At 71.4% G+C, this 21,247-nt stretch carries 18 protein-coding genes; 14 read left to right on the top strand and 4 right to left on the bottom strand.

All coding sequences use genetic code 11. The features are described from left to right. Nucleotides 1-5 precede the first annotated feature (5 nt). Nucleotides 6-1,334, bottom strand: coding sequence for an NAD(P)/FAD-dependent oxidoreductase (locus miv_RS19610; protein WP_207178378.1), 1,329 nt, complete (start codon nt 1,332-1,334; stop codon nt 6-8). A gap of 195 nt (nt 1,335-1,529) precedes the next feature. Between miv_RS19610 and miv_RS19605 the strand changes: the two genes are divergently transcribed. The 14 genes from miv_RS19605 to miv_RS19540 all read left to right on the top strand — a co-directional run bounded on the left by miv_RS19605 (nt 1,530) and on the right by miv_RS19540 (nt 15,164). After that, the gene (locus miv_RS19605) at nt 1,530-2,402 is read left to right on the top strand and encodes an urease accessory protein UreD (protein WP_207178376.1); all 873 of its coding nucleotides are present in this window, start codon (nt 1,530-1,532) and stop codon (nt 2,400-2,402) included. 101 nt (nt 2,403-2,503) lie between these two features. Then, a complete protein-coding gene (locus miv_RS19600) occupies nt 2,504-3,124 on the top strand; it encodes an urease subunit gamma (RefSeq protein ID WP_058619633.1) in 621 nt (206 codons plus the stop codon). Next, the gene (locus miv_RS19595) at nt 3,121-3,681 is read left to right on the top strand and encodes an HD domain-containing protein (RefSeq protein ID WP_058619634.1); all 561 of its coding nucleotides are present in this window, start codon (nt 3,121-3,123) and stop codon (nt 3,679-3,681) included. Before miv_RS19600 ends, miv_RS19595 begins: the two co-directional genes overlap by 4 nt. Nucleotides 3,682-3,913: 232 nt before the next feature. Further along, nucleotides 3,914-4,180 (top strand): AbrB/MazE/SpoVT family DNA-binding domain-containing protein, encoded by a 267-nt coding sequence (locus miv_RS19590; protein ID WP_058619635.1) that lies wholly within the window; start codon nt 3,914-3,916, stop codon nt 4,178-4,180. Nucleotides 4,181-4,234: 54 nt separating this feature from the next. After that, nucleotides 4,235-5,962, top strand: a complete 1,728-nt coding sequence (gene ureC / locus miv_RS19585) for an urease subunit alpha (protein ID WP_207178374.1) — start codon at nt 4,235-4,237, stop codon at nt 5,960-5,962. 30 nt (nt 5,963-5,992) lie between these two features. Continuing rightward, nucleotides 5,993-6,496, top strand: coding sequence for a DUF29 domain-containing protein (locus miv_RS19580; protein ID WP_207178372.1), 504 nt, complete (start codon nt 5,993-5,995; stop codon nt 6,494-6,496). A gap of 94 nt (nt 6,497-6,590) precedes the next feature. Next, the gene (locus miv_RS19575; protein ID WP_207178370.1) at nt 6,591-7,052 is read left to right on the top strand and encodes a DUF29 domain-containing protein; all 462 of its coding nucleotides are present in this window, start codon (nt 6,591-6,593) and stop codon (nt 7,050-7,052) included. Further along, on the top strand, nt 7,049-7,552 hold the full coding sequence (locus miv_RS19570; RefSeq protein ID WP_058619639.1) for a DUF29 domain-containing protein: 504 nt from the start codon (nt 7,049-7,051) through the stop codon (nt 7,550-7,552). The genes miv_RS19575 and miv_RS19570 overlap by 4 nt, the downstream gene beginning before the upstream one ends. Beyond that, on the top strand, nt 7,549-8,067 hold the full coding sequence (locus miv_RS19565) for an urease accessory protein UreE (protein ID WP_207178368.1): 519 nt from the start codon (nt 7,549-7,551) through the stop codon (nt 8,065-8,067). Before miv_RS19570 ends, miv_RS19565 begins: the two co-directional genes overlap by 4 nt. Further along, the gene (locus miv_RS19560; protein ID WP_244276573.1) at nt 8,060-8,746 is read left to right on the top strand and encodes an urease accessory protein UreF; all 687 of its coding nucleotides are present in this window, start codon (nt 8,060-8,062) and stop codon (nt 8,744-8,746) included. Before miv_RS19565 ends, miv_RS19560 begins: the two co-directional genes overlap by 8 nt. 564 nt (nt 8,747-9,310) lie before the next feature. Next, nucleotides 9,311-9,982: a 2Fe-2S iron-sulfur cluster-binding protein gene (locus tag miv_RS19555; protein WP_048427639.1), complete on the top strand. Its 672-nt coding sequence runs from the start codon at nt 9,311-9,313 to the stop codon at nt 9,980-9,982. 12 nt (nt 9,983-9,994) lie between these two features. Then, entirely contained in the window at nt 9,995-10,963 is a 969-nt protein-coding gene (locus miv_RS19550; protein WP_048427640.1) for an FAD binding domain-containing protein, read from the top strand. Nucleotides 10,964-10,985: 22 nt separating this feature from the next. Next, nucleotides 10,986-13,211: a xanthine dehydrogenase family protein molybdopterin-binding subunit gene (locus miv_RS19545; protein WP_207178366.1), complete on the top strand. Its 2,226-nt coding sequence runs from the start codon at nt 10,986-10,988 to the stop codon at nt 13,209-13,211. Between the two features lie 429 nt (nt 13,212-13,640). Continuing rightward, on the top strand, nt 13,641-15,164 hold the full coding sequence (locus tag miv_RS19540; protein ID WP_207178364.1) for a class I adenylate-forming enzyme family protein: 1,524 nt from the start codon (nt 13,641-13,643) through the stop codon (nt 15,162-15,164). Between the two features lie 18 nt (nt 15,165-15,182). Here miv_RS19540 and glgX read toward each other — a convergent pair whose 3' ends face one another. The 3 genes from glgX to miv_RS19525 form a co-directional block, all read right to left on the bottom strand. Beyond that, entirely contained in the window at nt 15,183-17,288 is a 2,106-nt protein-coding gene (glgX, locus tag miv_RS19535; RefSeq protein ID WP_207178362.1) for a glycogen debranching protein GlgX, read from the bottom strand. An 88-nt stretch (nt 17,289-17,376) separates the two neighbouring features. Beyond that, entirely contained in the window at nt 17,377-18,348 is a 972-nt protein-coding gene (gene dusA, locus miv_RS19530) for a tRNA dihydrouridine(20/20a) synthase DusA (protein ID WP_207183563.1), read from the bottom strand. 190 nt (nt 18,349-18,538) lie between these two features. After that, nucleotides 18,539-20,875, bottom strand: coding sequence for a methyl-accepting chemotaxis protein (locus tag miv_RS19525; protein ID WP_207178360.1), 2,337 nt, complete (start codon nt 20,873-20,875; stop codon nt 18,539-18,541). Between the last annotated feature and the right edge of the window lie 372 nt (nt 20,876-21,247).

Genomic DNA, 21,247 nt, shown 5'->3' with positions numbered 1-21,247 from the left:
GCTCCTCAGAACTCCGCCACCTTGCCCCAGGCCGAGGCCTCGAACCGGTCGGGGTGGTAGGGGCGCGGATCCACGATCGGGTCGGCGCCGGTGACGAGATCGGCGACGAGGTGACCGGCGCCCGGGCCGATGCCGAAGCCGTGGCCGGAAAAGCCCGCCGCCAGGATCAGGCCCGGCACGCCGGTGACCTCGCCGATCGCCGGCACGCCGTCCGGCGTCGAATCGATATAGCCGGCCCAGGAGGCGGTGATCGCGGTGCCGCGCAGGGCCGGCAGCAATTCGAGGGCCCGGCGGTGGGTCTCGGCGACCAGCCGCGCGTCGGGCCGGGGATCGAGGATCCGCATCCGCTCCATCGGCGTCTCCTCGTCGAGGCGCCAGCGCGCCGCGGTCTCGTGGCCGCTGCGCCAGCCGCCGAGGCCGCCCGGCCGCAGGGCGCGCCAGCGCCGGGCGAACATCGGCACGAATTCCCGGGCGAACAGGATCTGCTGGGGCGTGGGATCGACGCTGGCCCGCCCGCTGATCGCCAGCGTGTGGCCGCCGGTCTCGCCGCGGCGGGTCACCGAGATCTCGGCGGTGTGGAGCGCGTCCGGCAGGCCCGGGACATGCGGGCCGACCGCCAGGATCGAGGAGCGCACCGCCGATTGCGGGAAGCGGATGCCGAGCTGGCGGCAGAACGACGAGGCCCAGGCGCCGCCGGCCATCACGGCGGTCTTCGTACGGATGGTGCCCTTCTCGGTCACCACGCCGCTGACCCGCCCCCCCTGGAGCTCGAGGCCGCGGGCGGCGCAGAGCTGGTGGACGCTGCCGCCCGCCTGCATCACCCCGCGGGCGACGACCGGCACGGCGCGGGACGGGTCGGCGACGCCGTCGGAGGGCGAGAACACCCCGCCCTTCCAGCTCAGCCCGGTGGCGCTCGCGCGGGCCTTCGCCTCGCTCTCGCTCAGCATGTGGGTGGTGACGCCCTCGGTCACCGCGAAGTCGCGCCACTTGGCCCAGCGGGCGATCTCGGCCTCGTCGTTGCTGAGGTAGAGCAGGCCGCAGCGCCGGAAGCCCGGATCCTCGCCGATCTCGGCGGCGAGCCGGTCCCAGAGATCGAGGCTCTTCGTCGCCATCGGCAGTTCGCGGGCGTCGCGGTTCTGCTGCCGGCACCAGCCCCAGTTGCGGCTCGACTGCTCGGCGCCGACGCGGCCCTTCTCGACGAGGGCCACGCTGATGCCCCGGCACGCGAGGTAGTAGGCCGTGAAGGTGCCGACCACGCCGCCGCCGATCACCACGACATCGACGGCCTCCGGCAGGCTCGGCGTGGAGTCGATCTGGAGGAGAGGTGCTGGCATCGTGGGCTCCCGTTGACCCCCGGAAGACTAGCAGGCCACGGCGTGCGAAGACGCCGGAGAGCGCGGGCCCGGCGGCATATTCTGCCATGCGCCCGACGAGGGGCCGGCATCATCGGGCATCCGGGGCTTGCCCGCGAGGCCGCCCGCGCGGTCTAAGCGGAACCGAAGAGGGCCGCCGGGCCCGCCGGGCTTCCGATGCCGCATTCTCCCGTCGCCGCCTTCCCCGATTCCCCCGTCCCCGACGCCCTTCGCCGCCAGCGCTCGGTCGGCCACGTCGCGCTCGCCGTCGCGCGGATGCCGGGTGGCGCCACCCGGACCACCGACCTCGCCGAATCCGGCCCCTTGCGGCTGAGGCTGCCGCGCCCCGAGCCGGGACCGATGGAGGCGGTGCTGCTCAACAGCGCCGGCGGCATCGCCTGCGGCGACCAGTTCACGGTCGAGGCGCGGCTCGGCGAGGGGGCCGACCTCGTCCTCACCACCACGGCGGCGGAGAAGATCTATCGCTCGGACGGGCCGGTGACCCGGCTCGACGTGGACCTGACGCTGGAGAGCGAGGCCGCCCTCGCCTGGCTGCCGCAGGAGACGATCCTGTTCGACGGCGCCCGCCTCGCCCGGAGCTTTTGCGCCGCGATCGCCCCGGATGCGCGCCTCACCCTGTTCGAGGCCCTGGTCTTCGGCCGCGCCGCGAAGGGCGAGGTGATGCGGGACGGCGCGCTGACCGATTCCTGGCGCCTGCGCCGGGCCGGGCGCCTCGTTTACGCCGATACGCTCCGGCTGGAGGCCGATATCTCGACGATGCTCGCCAAGCGGGCGGTGGCCGGCGGCGCCCGGGCGATGGCGACCCTGCTCCACCTCGCCCCCGACGCCGAGAGCCGCCTCGACCAGGCCCGCGACCTGATCGAGGCCGCCGGCTGCGCGGCGCTCTCGGTCGAGGCCGGGGCGAGCGCCTGGAACGGCATGCTGAGCTTGCGCCTGCTCGGGGCCGAGATCGGCCCCTTACGCCTCGCCGCCGCCCGGATCCTCGAAGGGTTTCGCGGCCGGCCGCTGCCGCGGGTCTGGCAGACCTGACGGCTCGTTTCTTGCCTACAATCTTGTCTTGCCTGCAATCTTGCCTCGCGGCCGCACCTCGGCGAAGGATGCTGGGCCCCAACGACCGGAGAGATGCCCCCGTGCTGCTCACCCCCCGCGAGAAGGACAAGCTCCTCGTCGCCATGGCGGCCATGGTGGCCCGCAACCGCCTGTCCCGGGGCGTGAAGCTCAACCACCCGGAAGCGATCGCGCTGATCACCGATTTCGTGGTCGAGGGCGCCCGCGACGGCCGCACCGTGGCCGAGCTGATGCGGCTCGGCGCGCAAGTTCTCACCGCCGATCAGGTGATGGAGGGCGTGCCGGAAATGATCCACGACATCCAGGTCGAGGCGACCTTCCCGGACGGCACCAAGCTCGTCACCGTCCACCACCCGATCCGCGGCACACCCGCCACCGACGTGCCGGGCGAGGTGACGACGCCGGACGGCGAGATCGTGTTCAACGAGGGCGCGACCCGCACGGTGATCGAGGTCGCCAATACCGGCGACCGGCCGATCCAGGTCGGCTCGCACTACCACTTCTTCGAGGTCAACCCGGCGCTCCGCTTCGACCGCGACAAGGCCCGGGGCCAGCGCCTCGACATCGCGCCGGGCACGGCGGTGCGCTTCGAGCCGGGCTCGACCCGGGAGGTGGTGCTGATCCCGATGGGCGGCGGGCGCGCGGTGTACGGGTTCCGGGGTGACGTGATGGGGGCGCTGTGAGCCCCTACGACACGATCCTTCGCGATCACGTCGCGCTCGTCGCGCGCGCGGCCGATTTCGCCGCCCGTCGGCATGCGGACCAGCGCCGGAAGGGCGCCGCCCGGGAACCCTACGTGAACCACCTCGCGGAGGTCGCCGCGCTCCTCGCCGACACCGTGGACGCGCCGAATGCCTGGCTGGTCGCGGCCGGCTGGCTCCACGACACGATCGAGGATACCGGCACGACCCACGACGAGCTCACCGGCCTCTTCGGATCCGTCGTCGCCGATCTCGTGGCCGAGGTCACGGACGACAAGTCGCTGCCCAAGGCGGAGCGCAAGCGCCTCCAGGTCGAGCGGGCGCCGCACAAGTCGCCGGATGCCAAGGCGATCAAGATCGCCGACAAGATCAGCAACCTGCGGTCCCTGGTGGCAAGCCCGCCCGACGACTGGGACCGGACACGGCTCCTCGATTACGTCACCTGGGCCGAGAGCGTCGTAGCCGGATGCCGCGGCACGAATACGGCTCTCGAATCCATCTTCGATCAATCCGCCGATGCGGCGCGGAGAGTGGTCTGATGTCCAGCGCAAGCCCGCCAGCCTCCCCCCGTGCCGGCACCGCCCTCGTCATCGAGCCGGGTCACACTCGCGACGGCGGGAGATGCCGATCCCGACGGGTTACGGTGTCTGGGTTCCGGGGTGATGTGATGGACGGTCTCTGAGTCATCTCGCGCTGGCGATCGGCCCTTTGCCCGACCCCGTTCCGTGCGATCGACTCACTGACAACGCGGCAGACCAAGCGAGAGGCACCATGCAGCATTTCGCGCTCACGCTCACGCCCGAGGGACAGGTGACCCTTCCGGCCGAGGCCCGGGACGCGCTCGGCATTGCGCCGGGCGAAAAGTTGTCTCTCGTCGTGGATGACGACGGACGCGCGACCCTGGCGAAGCAGGCCCCTCTGCATGACCTGCGGAGCGACGCCCGTCGTGCCCGCGCCAGGGCCCGGCCTTCCATCACTCCCAGTGACGACCCGATCGGAGATTATCTCCTGGCCGAGGACGCGCGCACGAAATCCTAGAACGCCAATACCCTCCCGCTTTCCGTCGACGCCCGCCTGACTGGACCTGACTGCATGTCCAACACCCCGAAAGCCGCCAGCCTCCCCCGCGCCGCCTACGCGGCGATGTTCGGGCCGACCAAGGGCGACCGCATCCGCCTCGCCGATACCTCCCTCGTGATCGAGGTCGAGCAGGACCACACCCGCTACGGCGAGGAGGTGAAGTTCGGCGGCGGCAAGGTGATCCGCGACGGGATGGGGCAGAGCCAGGCGAGCAATGCCGGCGGCGCCGTCGACACGGTCATCACCAACGCGGTGGTGCTGGATCATTGGGGCATCGTGAAATGCGATGTCGGGCTCAAAGGCGGGCGGATCGCCGCGCTCGGCAAGGCCGGCAACCCGGACATCCAGGACGGCGTCACCATCGTGGTCGGGCCCGGCACCGAGGTGATCGCGGGCGAGGGCAAGATTCTCACCGCCGGCGGGTTCGACAGCCACATCCACTTCATCTGCCCGCAGCAGATCGACGAGGCGCTGAATTCCGGCATCACCACGATGCTCGGCGGCGGGACGGGGCCGGCCCACGGCACCTTCGCCACCACCTGCACCCCCGGCCCCTGGCACATCGCCCGGATGATCGAGGCGGCGGATGCCTTCCCGATGAACCTGGCCTTCGCCGGCAAGGGCAACGCCTCGAAGCCCGACAGTTTGGTCGAGATGATCCGGGCCGGCGCCTGCGCGCTGAAGCTGCACGAGGATTGGGGCACCACCCCCGCGGCGATCGATTGCTGCCTGTCGGTGGCCGATGCCCACGACATCCAGGTGATGATTCATACCGACACGCTCAACGAATCGGGCTTCGTCGAGGACACGATCGCCGCCTTCAAGGGCCGCACCATCCACGCCTTCCACACGGAAGGAGCGGGCGGCGGCCACGCACCGGACATCATCAAGGTGGCGGGGCTGCCGAACGTGCTGCCCTCCTCCACCAACCCGACGCGGCCGTTTACCCGCAACACCATCGACGAGCATCTCGACATGCTGATGGTGTGCCACCACCTCGACCCGTCGATTCCCGAAGATCTCGCCTTCGCCGAGAGCCGGATCCGCAAGGAGACGATCGCCGCCGAAGACATCCTGCACGACATCGGCGCGCTCTCGATGATGTCGTCGGACAGCCAGGCGATGGGCCGGGTCGGCGAGGTGATCATCCGCACCTGGCAGACCGCCGACAAGATGAAGCGCCAGCGCGGCGCGCTCCCGGGCGATGCGTCCGGCCACGACAACGCCCGGGCCAAGCGTTATGTGGCCAAGTACACGATCAACCCGGCCATCGCCCACGGCCTCTCGCGCCATATCGGCTCGGTGGAGGTCGGCAAGCTCGCCGATCTCGTGCTGTGGTCGCCGGCCTTCTTCGGGGTGAAGCCGGACCTGATCCTCAAGGGCGGCGCCATCGCGGCCGCCCCGATGGGCGACCCCAACGCCTCGATCCCGACGCCGCAGCCGGTCCATTACCGCCCGATGTTCGGCGCCTTCGGCCGGGTGCCGGCCTCGACGGCGCTCACCTTCGTGTCGAAGGCCGCGATCGAGGCGGGGCTTCGCGAAACACTCGGCGTGGCGAAGCCGCTGGTCGCGGTCGAGAACGTGCGCGGCGGCATCTCGAAGAAGAGCATGATCCACAACGACGCCACCCCGGTGATCGAGGTCGACCCCGAGACCTACGACGTGCGCGCCGACGGCGAGTTGCTGGTCTGCGAGCCCGCCGAGGTGCTGCCGATGGCGCAGCGCTACTTCCTGTTCTGAGGTAGTCTGGCCGGGCAGGAGGGATCTGCCATGCCCAAGCTCGCCGAGCGGCAGGCGCCGGAGGCCGGCGTCTCGCCCGAGACGAATGTCTCGCCCGAGACCGACTATTTTCTCTGGACGCAAGGACAGGCCGCGCTGGTCCGGGCCGGCCGCTGGGCCGCGCTCGATCGCGAGGCTCTGGCCGAGGAGATCGCCGATTTGGGCGGGTCGCAGAAATCCGAGATCCGCTCCCGCCTGACCGTCCTGCTGCATCACCTGCTGACATGGGAATTTCAGCCGCAACTGCGGAAATACGGCTGGCGCGCCACCATCGTCGAGCAGCGCGTGAGCCTGGACGACGTGGTGACGATGAGCCCGAGCCTGCGGGCCTGGCCGGCGGAGGTTCTGGCCAAGGCCTATCGCCTCGCCCGGGTGCGGGCGGCGGACGAGACCGGCTTGCCGGAGCGGAGCTTTCCGCCGGATTGCCCCTATACCCTGGCGCAGATCCTCGACGAGCGGTTCTATCCGGGTCCGGAGGAGCCGGATGTCGTCTGAGGCGCTGAAGATCAGGCCGAACCAGCACGACTCGGACGGTCATGGCGCATCGCATGCGGATCCGAGTTGTCCTTCGGGAGCAGGAGAGCGTGCCATGCCCAAGCTCGCCGAGCGGGCGGCGCCGGAGGCCGGGACCGCTTACGACACGGATTTCCATCGCTGGACGCGGGAGCAGGCCCAGGCCCTCGCGACCCGCAATCTGGCGCATCTCGACATCGCCAACCTGCTCGACGAAGTGGAGAGCGTGGGCCGCAGCCAGCGCACGGCGCTCGCATCCCATCTCTGCGTGCTGCTCGTCCACCTGCTGAAGCTCCGGGTGCAGCCGCAGCGGGCAACACCGAGCTGGCGCCATACCCTGAAGGCGCAGCGCGCGGCCATCGCGCGCCTGATCGCCCGCAACCCGAGCCTGCGGGCCTATCCCGCAGCGATCCTGGACGAGACCTACCGGGACGCGGTGCGGGATGCCGCCGGGGAGACACGGCTCGACCCGCGCCTCTTCCCGCCGGCCTCGCCCTTCACGCTGGACCAGATCCTCGATCCGGACTTCGAGCCGTGAGCGAGCAGGGTAGGCGCGACCTGTTCTCGACAGACCTCAGCGCATGGGCCGAGGAGCAGACCCGTCTCCTGGCGGCGGGCGCCGTCGAGGCGATCGATCACGCGCATATCGCCGCGATCGTCCGCGACCTCGGCGAGCGAGAGCGGCGGGAGATCCGGGACCGGCTCGGGGTGATCCTGACCGGCCTTCTGCGTTGGGGGGCGGAAGTCGACCTGCGCAGCGAGGGATGGGCGATCACGATCGACCGGCAGCGCCGGCTGGTCGCCGCACGCCTGGCCGACAGCCCGAGCCTGCGGCCGGAGCTTCCCTGGATGGTGGCGGAGGTCTATCCGGAGGCGAAGGCCCGCGCCGTGCTGGAGAGTGCCCTGTTCGACGACAGCTTTTCGGAATCCTGCCCGTTCACGGACGAGGAGATCCTGATGCCCGGCTTCCTGCCGGACCCGCACGGGGACGATGCGGTCCGCGGTCCCGACTGGTGGCGGCGCGAGGCGGTGCGATGATCCGCGCCACCCGCGTCATCCGCCGCGACGCCCTCGGCTCCAGCGAGATCGTCGACCGCATCGTGCTCGATTCCGGCGACCGGCACCGCCGCCGCATGGCGATGCGGGGCGTCGGCGGCCTCGCCTTCCTGCTCGACCTCCCCGAGCCGGTCGTCCTCGACGACGGCGACGCGCTGCGGCTCGAGGACGGGCGCCTGGTCTGGGTCGAGGCGGCGCCGGAAAAGCTGCTGGAGATCCGGGCCGCGACCGACCACGCCCTCAAGCGGCTGATCTGGCACATCGGCAACCGGCACATCCCGGCCGAGATCGGCACGGATGCGGTCTGGATCGCCCACGACCACGTGCTCGCCGCGATGGTGGAGGGCTTGGGGGGTACCGCGACCCCGGTGGAACGGCCGTTCCGGCCCGAGGGCGGTGCCTATGCGGGCGGGCACGCCCAAGGTCACTCCCACGATCATGGGCACGGTCACGACCATCACCATCACGGCCATCCACACGACCATTCCCATGGCTGAGCGGATCCCGGATGCCCTGGTGCTGCTCGCCTGGCTCTCGCCGGGCTATCCGGTGGGCGCCTATGCCTATTCGCACGGCCTCGAATGGGCGGTGGAGGCCGGCGACGTGCGCGACGAGGCGTCCTTGCGCGACTGGCTCGCGGACGTGCTCACGCACGGCGCCGGCCGCAGCGACGCGATCCTGGCCGCCCATGCCCACCGGGCCGCGGCGGCGGGGGATGCCGCAGCGCTGGTGGCGGTGAACGACCTCGCCCTCGCGTTGAGCCCCTCGCGCGAACTGCATCTCGAGACCAGCCAGCAGGGCCGGTCGTTCCTCGATGCCACCCGGGCCGCCTGGGACGTGCCGCGCCTCGCCGACCTCGCGGCCCATCTCGACGGGCCGGTGGCCTATCCGGTCGCGGTCGGTGCGGCATCCGGCGCCCACGGGCTCGCGCGTGACACGGTGCTGGCGGCCTACCTGGCGGCCTTCCTGCAAAATCTCGTCTCGGCGTCCCTGCGCCTCGCCCCTGTCGGCCAGACCGCCGGCACGCGGGTGGTCGCCGCCCTGATGCCGCTGGCCGCGTCCCTGGCCGAGGCGGTGTGGGACCTCCCCCTCGACGAAGCCGGCACCGCGACGATCCGGCTCGACCTCGGCTCGTTCCGGCACGAAACGCAGTATACGCGGATATTTCGGTCATAAAACTATCAAACTACATGAACAATATATAACAAATAATTTATTAGATGTATTCGTCGACATTCAATGTCTGTCGTTCGTTTGTGACAATTATTCCCCACTCTGTGGCATGACTGCCAGGTGAACGGAGAAGGCGTGGACTTCCCCTCTCCCCGCGGGCGGGGAGAGGCCCGATGACCCCTTGTCGGGTCATCGGGGAGCCCACTGGGCGAGGGTGAGGGGGTGTTTCCGGAGAAGACAAATCCGGCATCACCCCCTCACCCTCGCTCCGGCTGCGCCTGCGCTCCTTTCGCCCCCGGCAAGGGGGGCGAAAGCCTCTCCCCGCCCGCGGGGAGAGGGGATTTCCTGCGCCATTCTTTTCCCGGACAGCCCTGCCTCTGCGCGGGAGGGTCGATCGCGAGCGATCCGGTGATCGATCTCCTCCCGCACGCGATGCCGCACCCGAGGCCAGGTCGGGACCCGCCCAGCCCCCGAAACGTTTGGTGAGCAATCACGTCGCGGCCCAACGGCCGAGGCGGCATCGGCGCTCCGCTGCGCCGTCACCTCGTTTCCGGGCCGGGAGGCACCATGGACACATCCGATTCCGCGCCGCGGCTCACGCGCCGGAGCGTTCTGGAGAGCGGCGTCGCCGCGGCGGCCGTGCTGGGCTTTGCCGGGCGCGTCCAGGCCGCGACCCCGCCCGCCGCGACGCCCCCGGCGCTTAGCCCCGAGGCGGCGACGCCGCGCCTGCCCGTGACCCTCCAGGTCAACGGCCAGGCCCGGCCCCTCGACCTCGACCCGCGCACCACGCTCCTCGACGCGCTGCGGGAGCGCATCGGCCTCACCGGCTCGAAGAAGGGCTGCGACCACGGCCAGTGCGGCGCCTGCACGGTGCTGGTCAACGGACGCCGGATCAATGCCTGTCTCACGCTCGCGGTGATGCACGAGGGCGACGAGATCCGGACGATCGAGGGCCTGGCTGAGGGCGACCAGCTGCACCCGCTCCAGGCCGCCTTCGTCAAGCATGACGGCTTCCAGTGCGGCTACTGCACGCCGGGCCAGATCTGCTCGGCCGCCGGCATGCTGAACGAGGCGAAGGCCGGCTGGCCCAGCACCGTGACGAAGGACCTGACCGAACAGGTCGCCCTGACCGATGCCGAGATCCGCGAGCGGATGAGCGGCAACATCTGCCGCTGTTCGGCCTATCCGAACATCGTCGCGGCGATCCGCGACGCCGGCGGCGCAGCGACCCGGCTCTGAGGGGAACGACCGATGAAGGCTTTCACCTACGAGCGCCCCGCCAGCGTAGCGGAGGCCGCCAAGGCGGTCGTCGCGCAGCCGAATGCCCGCTTCATCGCCGGGGGCACCAACCTCCTCGACCTGATGAAGCTCCAGATCGAGACGCCGACCCACCTCGTCGACGTCAACCGGCTGCCGCTCGACCGGATCGAGGCGACCCAGGACGGGGGTTTGCGCATCGGCGCGATGGTGCGCAACGCCGATCTCGCCGCCGACGACCGGGTGCGGCGCGATTACGCCGTGCTCTCGCGGGCGCTCCTCGCCGGCGCCTCGGGCCAGCTGCGCAACAAGGCGACCACCGCCGGCAACCTCCTGCAACGCACCCGCTGCCCGTATTTCTACGACACCGCGATGCCCTGCAACAAACGCCGGCCCGGCTCCGGCTGCGCGGCGATTCAGGGGTTCAACCGCATCCTGGCGGTGGTCGGCACCTCCGAGCATTGCATCGCCACCCATCCCTCCGACATGGCGGTCGCCATGCGGGCCCTCGACGCCACGGTCGAGACGGTGGCGCCGGACGGGGCGGAGCGCGCAATCCCCATCGCCGACTTCCATCGCCTGCCCGGCGACACGCCGCAGATCGAGACCGCTCTCAAGCCCGGCGAGATCATCACCGCCGTGACCCTGCCGGCTCCCGTGAAGGGCCGCCACGTCTACCGCAAGGTGCGCGATCGCGCCTCCTACGCTTTCGCCCTCGTGTCGGTGGCGGCGGTGATCGAGGCCGAGGGCACCACGATCCGCTCCGCCCGTCTCGCCTTCGGCGGCCTCGCCCACAAGCCCTGGCGGGTCGCCGAGGCCGAAGAGGCCCTGGTGCGCGAGGGCGTCCAGGCCGCCGGCGAGGCGGCGCTCAAGGGCGCCCGCGGCTACGGCGCCAACGACTTCAAGATCCCGCTCGCCAAGCGCACCCTCGCGGCCGCGGTCGCCGAGGCGCTGCGCGCCTGATCGCCGATATCGGAGAACAGCCATGGATATGAGCCAGCCGATCGGCGTCACGCCCCTCGACCTCCATCCCGACGGCCCGGTGGGCCGGCCGATCGACCGGGTCGACGGCCCGCTCAAGGTCACGGGCCGCGCCACCTACGCCTATGAGAGCCGGGAGATGGCCCATCCCGGCTACGGCTTCGTCGTGACGGCGACGGTCGCCAAGGGCCGCATCCGCGACATCGACACCACGACCGCCGAGCGGATGCCGGGCGTGGTGCACGTCCTCACCCACCGCAACGTGCCGCCGCAGGGCGAGAAGAAGGAGCAGGTCGGCCCGCTCCTCACCGACACCGAAATCAGGCATTGGGGCCAGCCGGTCGCCCTCGTGGTTGCCGAGAGCTTCGAGGAGGCCCGCGCCGCGGCGGCCGCCATCCGCGTGGCCTACGACGAGCAGACGGGATCCTACGTGCTCGCCGACGCGCTTCAGGAAGCCAAGAAGCCCGAGAAGGCGCGCACGCCCCCGGATTCGTCCCTCGGCGATTTCGAGGCCGGCTTCGCCTCGGCCCCGGTCAAGATCGATGCGCGCTACACCACGCCGGTGCAGAGCCACGCGATGATGGAGCCCCACGCCACCATCGCGGCCTGGGAGGGTGACAAGGTCACGCTGATCACCGCCAACCAGATGCCGAATCGCGGCCAGGATGCGCTGGCCTCGGTGTTCAAGCTCCCGAAGGACAACGTTCGCCTCATCAGCCGCTTCATCGGCGGCGGCTTCGGCGGCAAGCTCCAGCCGCAGGCCGACGCGATCCTGGCGGCCCTCGCCTCGAAGAACCTGAACGGCCGGCCGGTGAAGGTCGCGCTCACCCGCCAGCAGGTCTTCACCTCGACGACGCGGCGCTCGGACACGGTGCAGCGGGTGCGCCTGGCCGCCGACCGGGACGGCAAGCTGACCGCCATCGCGCACGAATCCTGGTCCGACACCGCGCCGGGCGATGCCTTCTTCGAGACCTCGGCCAACGTCACCCGCTCGCTCTACGCCGCCCCCAACCGCCTGACGGCGCACCGGCTGGCGAACCTCAACCTGCCGCTCGCCTCCTCGATGCGGGCGCCCGGCGAGGCGGTGGGCATGCTGGCCTTCGAATGCGCCATGGACGAACTGGCCGAGGCGCTCAACCTCGATCCGATCGAATTGCGCATCCGCAACGAGCCGGCGCAGGACCCGGAAAAGCACGTCCCGTTCTCGACCCGCCAGCTCGTGCCCTGCCTGCGGGAGGGCGCGCGCCGCTTCGGCTGGGCCACGCGCAACCCGAAGCCGGGATCGGTGCGCGACGGCCAGTGGATGGTCGGCACCGGCGTCTCGGCGGCGGCGCGCCTCAACCCGCTCCAGCCGGCCAAGGCGCGGGTGCGCCTCGATCCCGACGGCACGCTCACCGCCCGGATGGCGATGACCGATATCGGCACCGGCACCTACACGATCCTGAGCCAGATCGCCGCCGAGATGCTGGGCGTGGAGGTCTCGCAGGTGCGGATGATCCTCGGCGACACCGCCGACCCGATGTCGTCCGGCTCCGGCGGCTCGTTCGGCGCCGCCTCGTCGGGATCCGCGCTCTACATGGCCTGCGAGGCCCTGCGCGGGCAGATCCTGGCGAAGACCGACCTGAACCCGGAGAACGCCGTCTTCACCGGCGGGCGGATCACCTCCGGCAACCGCTCGGCGGCCTTGCGCGACCTGATCGGCTCCGGCCTCGAGGCCGAGGGCGAGATCAAGCCGGGCGAGAACGAGAAGAAATTTTCGCAATATTCCTACGGCGCGCATTTCGCCGAGGTCGGGGTCGATGCCGATACCGGCGAGATCCGGCTGCGGCGGATGCTCGGCGTGTTCACCGGCGGGCGCATCCTCAACCCCAAGACCGCCCGCTCGCAGGCGATCGGCGGCATGGTGTTCGGCGTCGGCGCGGCCTTGATGGAAGCGGTCGAGGTCGATCCGCGCTACGGCAGCTTCGTCAACCACGACCTCGCCGAGTACCACGTCCCGGTCCATGCCGATTTGCCGGAGATCGACGCGGTGTTCCTGCCCGAACTCGACGACAAGGCCAACCCGCTGAAGAGCAAGGGGTTGGGGGAGCTCGGCATCTGCGGGGCGGGGGCGGCGGTGGCGAACGCGGTCTACAACGCGACCGGGATCCGGATCCGGGATTATCCGCTGACCTTGGACAAGATCCTGGAGGGGTTCACGGCGAAGGAGACCGGGCAGCGGCGGGCGTAGCGCGTCGCTCCCATCCCGCGCCAGCATTCGACAGTATGTCACAGGCGTCTTCTCTCCCCGCAGGCGGCAGATCTCTCCAAGGAAAGAAAAAGCGTGGGCTCCCCCCTCTCCCCGCGGGCGGGGAGAGGCTTTCGTCCCCCCGTCGGGGACGAAAGGAGCGCGGAGCGCGAGGGTGAGGGGGTGTTTCCGAAGGAGTCTCACTCGTCGACACCCCCTCACCCTCGCCCTGCGGGCTTGCTGCCGACCCGACAGGGGGTCGTCAGCCCTCTCCCCGCCCGCGGGGAGAGGAGATTTCCCGCGCCTCACCCTTTTCCCGGACGGACATGCACTGGCGGAGGGAAGAGACGCCTGCGCGAGTTTTGGCCCCTGGCCTCCACCCCCACCCCCGCGCTAGCACAGGCTCCCTCCCCTCACCCGGAGCTTAGCGCCTTGCCCGATACCCGCCAGCCGCCGCCCCGCTTCAACGGCGCCCGCTACTGCCTGGAGGCCAATGCCCGGGAGCGCGGCGGCAAGCCGGCGCTGATCATGGTGGGCGATCGCGGGCATACCGACGTCATGACCTTCGCGGAGGTCGACCGGGCGGTGCGGGGCGTCGCGGCGGGTCTCAAGGCGCTCGGGCTTCCGGCGGGGGCCCGGGTGATGATCCGCATGGGCAACGATGCGGATTACGTCATCGTCTACTTCGCGGCGCTCGCCGCCGGGCTCGTGGCGCAACCGTCCTCGCCGCAGCTCACGGCAGCCGAGGCGGCGTTCCTGATGCAGGATTCCGGCGCCGCGGTGATCGCGGCGGCCGACGAATGCCCCCTCGATCCGGAAGCCTGCCGCGGCCGGATCGTCCTGCGGCGCGACGACATCGCCCGCCTGCGCGCCGGCCCGCCCCTCGACGCTTACGCCGACACCGCTGCCGACGACCCGGCGACGCTGGTCTACACCTCCGGCACCACCAGCCGGCCGAAGGGGGTGCTGCACGCCCACCGCACGATCTGGGGCCGGCGGCCGATGCACGATTTCTGGCTCGGCCTGCGCGAGGACGACGTGGTGCTGCATGCCGGCACCATGAACTGGACCTACACGCTGGGCGTCGGCATCCAGGATCCCTGGGCGCGGGGCGCCACGACGGTCTTGTATAACGGCAAGCGCGATCCCGCCCTGTGGCCGGCGCTCATCGCCCGCCACCGCGCCACCCTGTTCGCGGCGGTGCCGAGCCTCTACCGACAGATCCTCAAATACGCCGATCTCTCGGCTCACGACCTCTCGTCGCTGCGCCACGGCATCACGGCGGGCGAGGCGTTGTCGCCCCAGCTCCTCGCCGAGTGGCAGGCGGCCACCGGCACGCCGCTCTACGAGGCGCTCGGGATGAGCGAGATCTCGACCTACGTCTCGACGAGCCCGCGGACCCCGGTCAAGCCCGGCTCGCCGGGCAAGCCGCAGCCGGGCCGCCGCGTCGCGATCCTGCCGCCCGAGGGCGCGCCGGAGCCGCTGCCGCCGGGCGAGATCGGGCTGCTCGCCATCCACCGCTCCGACCCGGCCCTGATGCTCGGCTACTGGAACCGCCCGGAGGAAGAGGCGGCGGTGATGCGGGGCGAGTGGTTCGTGGGCGGCGATCTCGCCGCGCTCGATGCCGACGGCTACGTCTGGTTCGAAGGCCGCAACGACGACATCATGAACGCCTTCGGCTACCGGGTGTCGCCGAACGAGGTCGAGAGCGTGCTGATCGCCCATCCCGACGTGCAGGAGGTCGCGGTGACCGAGCTCCCCGTCCGCGACGACGTGCGGGTGATCGCCGCCTTCGTCGTGCCCAGGGCCGGCGCCGAGCCGGCCCGGGACGCGCTGCTCGCCTGGTGCGGCGAGCGGCTGGCCGCCTACAAGTGCCCGCGGGAGGTCGTCTTCCTGGAGACGCTGCCGCGCACCCCGAACGGCAAGGTGCAGCGCAAGCGGCTGGCGGCGGCCTGACCGGGCGCGGGCGCTCCCTCAGCCCGCGGCGGCCTTTCTCGGCGTCACGCTGCGGGCCAGCACCACGAGCGCCCGCCCCGGCAGGTGGAGCGTGCCTCCCGCCTTCAGCGCCTCCCGGGCGACGGGCCGGCCGTCCATCGCCGTGGTGTCGAAGAGCGGCGTCCACGGCCCGCCGACGATCCGGGCGAGCTGGAAGTCGATCGCCCCCTCCCCCGCATTGGCGAGGACGAGGAGGCGGCGCCCATCGGGGGCGTCGTTGCCGATCTGCATGCCGAAGGCCCGGCGCTCGGCGTCGCCCCAGGCGGCTTCGTCCATCTCGGCGCCGCAGGGCGAGAGCCAGTGGACGTCCTTGAGCCCCCCCGGCGCCACGGTCTCGCCGGTGAGGAACTTTCGCCGCCGCAGGGCCCGGTGGTCGCGGCGCAAGGCCAGCAGGTTGCGCACGAAGGCGGTCAGGGCCGGGTCGCCGCCGTCGGTCTCCCAGTCGACCCACGAGGTGGCGTTGTCCTGGCAATAGGCGTTGTTGTTGCCGCCCTGGCTGCGCGAGCGCTCGTCGCCCATCAGCAGCATCGGCACGCCCTGGGCGATCAGGATCGTGGCGAGCAGGTTGCGCTTCTGCCGCGCCCGCAGGGCCAGGATGTCGGGATCGTCGGTCGGGCCCTCGACGCCGTAATTGCGCGAGACGTTGTGGCCGTGGCCGTCGCGGTTGCCCTCGCCGTTGGCCTCGTTGTGCTTCTCCTCGTAGGCGACGACATCGGCCAGCGTGTAGCCGTCGTGGGAGGCGATGAAATTGATGCTGGCGCCCGGCCCGCGGCCGGAGGCGGAAAAAATCTCCTTCGAGCCCGTCAGCCCCTGGGTCAGCTTCGGCAACTGGCCGGCATCGCCCCGCCAGAAGCCCCGGGCGGCGTCGCGGAACTGGTCGTTCCAGTCGCTCCAGCCGACCGGGAAGCCGCCGAGCTGGTAGCCGCCCATGCCGATGTCCCACGGCTCGGCGATGAGCTTGACCCGCGACAGGACCGGGTCCTGCGCCATCGCCTGGAGCACGGCGGCGCGGGGGGTGAAGTCGTGGGGCGAGCGGGCGAGGCTTGAGGCGAGGTCGAAGCGGAAGCCGTCGATCCGGTAGGCCTCGACCCAGTGGCGTAAGGAATCCAGCACCATCTGCATCACCCGCGGCACCGCCACGTCGAGGGTGTTGCCGCAGCCGGTGCAGTCGATGTCGCGGCGCGGGTCGTCGGGGTTCAGCTTGTAGTAGCTCGCATTGTCGATGCCGCGGAACGACAGGCTCGGCCCGGTATGGTCGCCCTCGCAGGTGTGGTTGTAGACCACGTCCATCAGCACCTCGATGCCGGCGGCGTGGAGCTGGCGGATCGCGGCCTTCAGGCCGGCGGCCCCGGTGGCGCCGTAGAAGCGCGGCTCGGGCGCGAAGTAGTTGAGCGGCGAGTAGCCCCAGAAGTTGGTCAGGTCCTTCTCGACCAGGAAGCGGTCGTCGACGAAGGCCTGGATCGGCAGCAATTCGATCGCCGTGACGCCGAGGCGCACGAGGTGGTCCACGATCGCCGGGTGGCCGAGGGCCGCGTAGGAGCCGCGCCAGGGCAGCGGCACGCCCGGATGGGTCTGGGTCAGGGCCCGGACATGCGCCTCGTAGATCACGCTGTCGACCAGCGGATGGCGCAGGGGCGGATCGTCGTGGACCGGCGCTTCGGGGGCGGTGACGATCCCCTTCGGCATCATCGGGGCGCTGTCGCGCCGGTCGAGCACGTCCTCCCGGTGGCTGCCGCGGCGAAACGGGTAGAGCGCGTCGTGCCACCGCACCCGCCCGTGGATCTCGCGGGCGTAGGGGTCGAGGAGGAGCTTGTGCGGGTTGAAGCGGTGGCCGCGTCCCGGCTCCCAGGGGCCGTGGACGCGGTAGCCGTAGAGCTGGCCCGGCAGCACGCCCGCGAGGTGGCCGTGCCAGACGTCGTCGGTGCGGCGCGGCAGGCGGACCACGTCGGTCTGCACCCGGCCGCTCGGGTCGAACAGGCACAGATCCACCGCCGTGGCATGGGCGGAGAAGAGGGCGAAGTTGACCCCGCGCCCGTCGAAATGGGCGCCGAGCGGGCCCGCGACGCCGTCATCGAGTGCGATCATCCGGTCCGTCATTCCCTCGGGCGCAGGTCTTCGGACCCGGACCATGCCCGCGGACCGGCCGGCTGCCAAGCTGAAGCCGGCCTCGTCCTCAGGCCGCTGCGCTCGCCGGCTCGCGGGACACCAGGGCCACCGCCTCCCGCAGGGTGTGCAGCCCGGCATCCGGCCGGGTGCCGGCGACCGAGAGGTGGCGGCGATAGGGCCGCGCCCCGGGCCGGCCGTTGAACAGGCCGAGCATGTGGCGGGTCATGGCGTGCAGGCGCAGGCCCTCCTGGAGCCGCGCCGCGATGTAGGGCTCGTAGGCTTCGATCGCCGCGAACGGATCGGCCACCGGCGCCGGCGCGCCGAACAGCGCGGGATCGACGCCGAGGAGCAGGGCCGGCTCGGCATAGGCCGCGCGACCCAGCATCACCCCGTCGAGGGCGATCCCGTTCACCGGTTCGAGTTCGCGCTCCGCCGTCGCGAGATCCTGCAAGCCGCCGTTGAGGGCGATCGGAAGACCGGGATTCGCGGCCTTGAGCCGATGCACCCGGCCGTAATCGAGGGGCGGGATGTCCCGGTTCTCCTTCGGCGACAGGCCCTTGAGCCAGGCCTTGCGGGCGTGCACGACCAGCGCGTCGACGCCGGCCGCCCGCACCGCGGCGGTCAGCGCATCGAGCGCGGCTTCCGGATCCTGGTCGTCGACGCCGATGCGGCACTTCACCGTCACCGGAACCGCGACCGCCGCCTTCATGGCGGCCACGCACTCGCCGACGAGGGCCGGCTCGCGCATCAGGCAGGCGCCGAAGCGCCCGTCCTGCACCCGGTCGGAGGGACAGCCGACATTGAGGCTCACCTCGCGGTAGCCGAAGTCTTCCGCGATGCGCGCGGCGGAAGCGAGGTCGGCGGGATCCGATCCGCCGAGCTGGATCGCCACCGGATGCTCGGCATCGTCGAACCCGATCAGCCGCTCGCGCGGCCCGTGCAGTACCGCGCCGGTCGTCACCATCTCGGTGTAGAGGAGCGCGCGGGCCGAGAGGGTGCGGTGGAACGCCCGGCAATGGCGATCGGTCCAGTCCATCATGGGTGCGACGGAGAAGCGCCAGACGCTCGAATTCCCGGATCGCTCGACCAAAACCGTCACCTAATCTCGTCCCGTGCTGCATCGCCGCCGACGAGAGCGGTTCCCGTCCATGCCGGCCGCCGGGTTGTACCGCGCCTGCGCGGACGAGGGTACCCCGGCTCCGGGATCGATCGCAGACGGTCGCGCGCCGTTACGCCGCCTTCACGCCCCCCAGGAACGCATCGACCTCCCCGCGCAGGCCCGTCGCGGTGCCGGCCAAAGCCTCGGCGGCGGCGAGCACCCGGGCGGCGGCCTCGCCGGCGCCTTCCGCGTCGCGGCGGACGTCGCGGATGCCGGTGGAGACCACCTGCGTGCCCTGGGCGGCCTCGCCGACGTTGCGGGCGATTTCCTGGGTCGCCGCGCCCTGCTGCTCCATGGCGGCGGTGATGCCGGTGGCGATCTCGGACATCTCGCCGATCACGCCGCCGATCGCCTGCAGGGCCGCCACGGCCTCGCGGGTCGCGTCCTGGATGCGGGCGATCTGGCCGCCGATCTCCTCCGTGGCCCTGGCGGTCTGGTTGGCGAGTTCCTTGACCTCGGCGGCGACGACCGAGAAGCCGCGCCCCGCCTCGCCGGCCCGGGCCGCCTCGATGGTGGCGTTCAGCGCCAGCAGGTTCGTCTGCCCGGCGATGCCCTGGATCAGGACCACGACCTCGCCGATGCGCTCGGCCCCGGCGGCGAGCGCCGCGATGACGGCGTCGGTCTCCCGGGCGCGACCGACGGCGCTCGTGGCGATTCCGGCCGAGTGCGCGACCTGGCGGGCGATCTCGCGGATCGAGATCGCCATCTCTTCCGTGGCGGCGGCGACCGTCTCGACATTGGCCGAGGTCCGGGCGGCGGCCTCCGCCACCTCGGCCGACCGGGCGTTGGTGCGCGCGGCCGCCGCCGACATCGACGTCGCGGTGCCCTGCATGGTGTCGGCGGCCTGCGCCAGTCCTTCCGTCGAGGACGACATCGTCGCCTCGAAGCCCGCGGTCAGTACCCCGAGCCTGCGGGCCCGCCCGGCCTCGGTGCGGGCGGCCTCCGCGGACTCGGCATCGCTCCGCGCCTTGGCGGCCAGCGCCTCGCGAAAAACCTCCACCGCCCGCGCCATGCCGCCGATCTCGTCGCGCCGCTCCTGCCCCGAGACCGCGGCGGAGAGGTCGCCGGCGGCGAGCGCCCGCATCGCGCCGGCGAGCTGCCCGATCGGCCGAACGATGCCGCGGGCGAGCCACAACGCCGCCGCGATGCCGAGCGAGGCGGCGAGCGCCACGCCGACGAGGAGCAGGATCTCGGCGCCGCGCCGCTCGGATCCGATCCGGGCGATCTCGCCGTCGCCCGCCGCGTGGGCGGCGGTGACGAGGTCGGTCAGGTGGCGATCGCGCTCGGCGACGATCGCGCGCTGCGCGCCGTTGGCCGCCACGATCCCCGGCACCTCACCCTTGATGGCCCGCACCTTCGCGATCAGCTCCTCGATCGCCTGGCGGGCGGCCGGATCCGTTTCGAACCGGTGGATCGTCTCGATGGCCTGCGTCAGCGCATCGGCGCTGGCGACGACCGCCGCACCCTCGTCCTGGGCGGACAGGTCCTTGGCCGAGAACAGGGCGATCTCGGCGATCTGGAGCGACTTGGAGGCCTCGATCGCCTCCGCGCTGGCGCCGAGCAGCGCCGCCGCCCGCTCGACCCGGTCCTGCTGCTCCTTCAGGCGGGCCTGAACCGCGCCTCCGGCATCGCTCTGAACCTGCTCGACCTCCCGCAGGGCCGCCATGATGGCCGTGAAGGCCGTCGTGATCTTGTCGCTCCGCCCGGCCTCGTCCGCGGGAAGGTCGACGGCATCGAAGTAATCGTCGAGGGCGTCGACGGCGGCCTTGGCCGGCGCCCGCATCGCGTCCTGTCCGCCGAGGCGCTTCAGGATTCCGGACAGGAGCCGGTACCGCTCGGCGACCGCCGCCCGGTCGCCCCCGGGGGCCTGCTCGCTGTTGCGCATCTCGAGCGCGCCGCGGACCGCCGAGCCCGCGAGCGACCCGGCGGTGGCGGCCTCCTTCAACGCCTCGACGCTATCCTGGAGCGACTGGCTCGCCGCCGCGAGATGCGCCTTCTGCGCGCTCCCGATCCGGCCCGCCGCCGCCTGCAGATCCGCGATCAGGCGAAGGTGCTCGGCCTGGACCCGTGCCTTGCGGTCCTGCTCGGCAGCGTAGGCGGTGCGGGTCTGCGCGAAGGCGTCGATGCCGCGGGCCATCGCCTCCGCGCCCGGAACGGCGACGAGGCCGGCACGGGCCTGGGCGAGGCCGTCGGTCACCGCCTGCTCGCGTCCGGCGCTTCGATCGTGCAGCGACCGCTCGGCCGCCAGCGCGAGGTCGCCGACCCGGCCCGCGAGCGTCTGCGCCGCATTCGCGGTGTCCACGCGCTGGGCGAAGCCGGAGAGGCTGACCCAGCCCGAGGCGGCGACGCCGGCGGTCAGCGCCAGCATCACCGAGAAGCCGCAGAGGAGGCGCGTCTTGATCGTCATCGGACCGTGAACCCGGATCGTCCTGTCACCGGGATCTTGACTATGACAAGTGGATTAAGCTGGACTTAAGACTTCGCCAGATGGTTGATTTCGCACCGCACAAAAATCAGAGGTCGCGACAAGTTCACTTCGACATCTCAGACCGAGAGCCCATCGAATCGTCTCCCACAGCACGGCACAGGACATTGATGGATACGGAGCGCCCGGTCCTCGGCCTCTCGTAAGCCGCTCCCTTTCCCGGGCGACCGAAGCATCGGCGGAAGGAGATCCGGGATCCAGCGCAAGGACTTCCAGTGCAAGGACTTCCAGCGCAAGGGCTTGCCGCGATGCGGCTCTGCCTGCTGCACCGTTGCAGACATCCGGACGCTTCGC

Origin of the sequence: Methylobacterium indicum (assembly GCF_017347565.1) — a bacterium.
Lineage (GTDB): Bacteria > Pseudomonadota > Alphaproteobacteria > Rhizobiales > Beijerinckiaceae > Methylobacterium > Methylobacterium indicum.
This window is presented reverse-complemented; position numbering and strand designations above follow the sequence as displayed.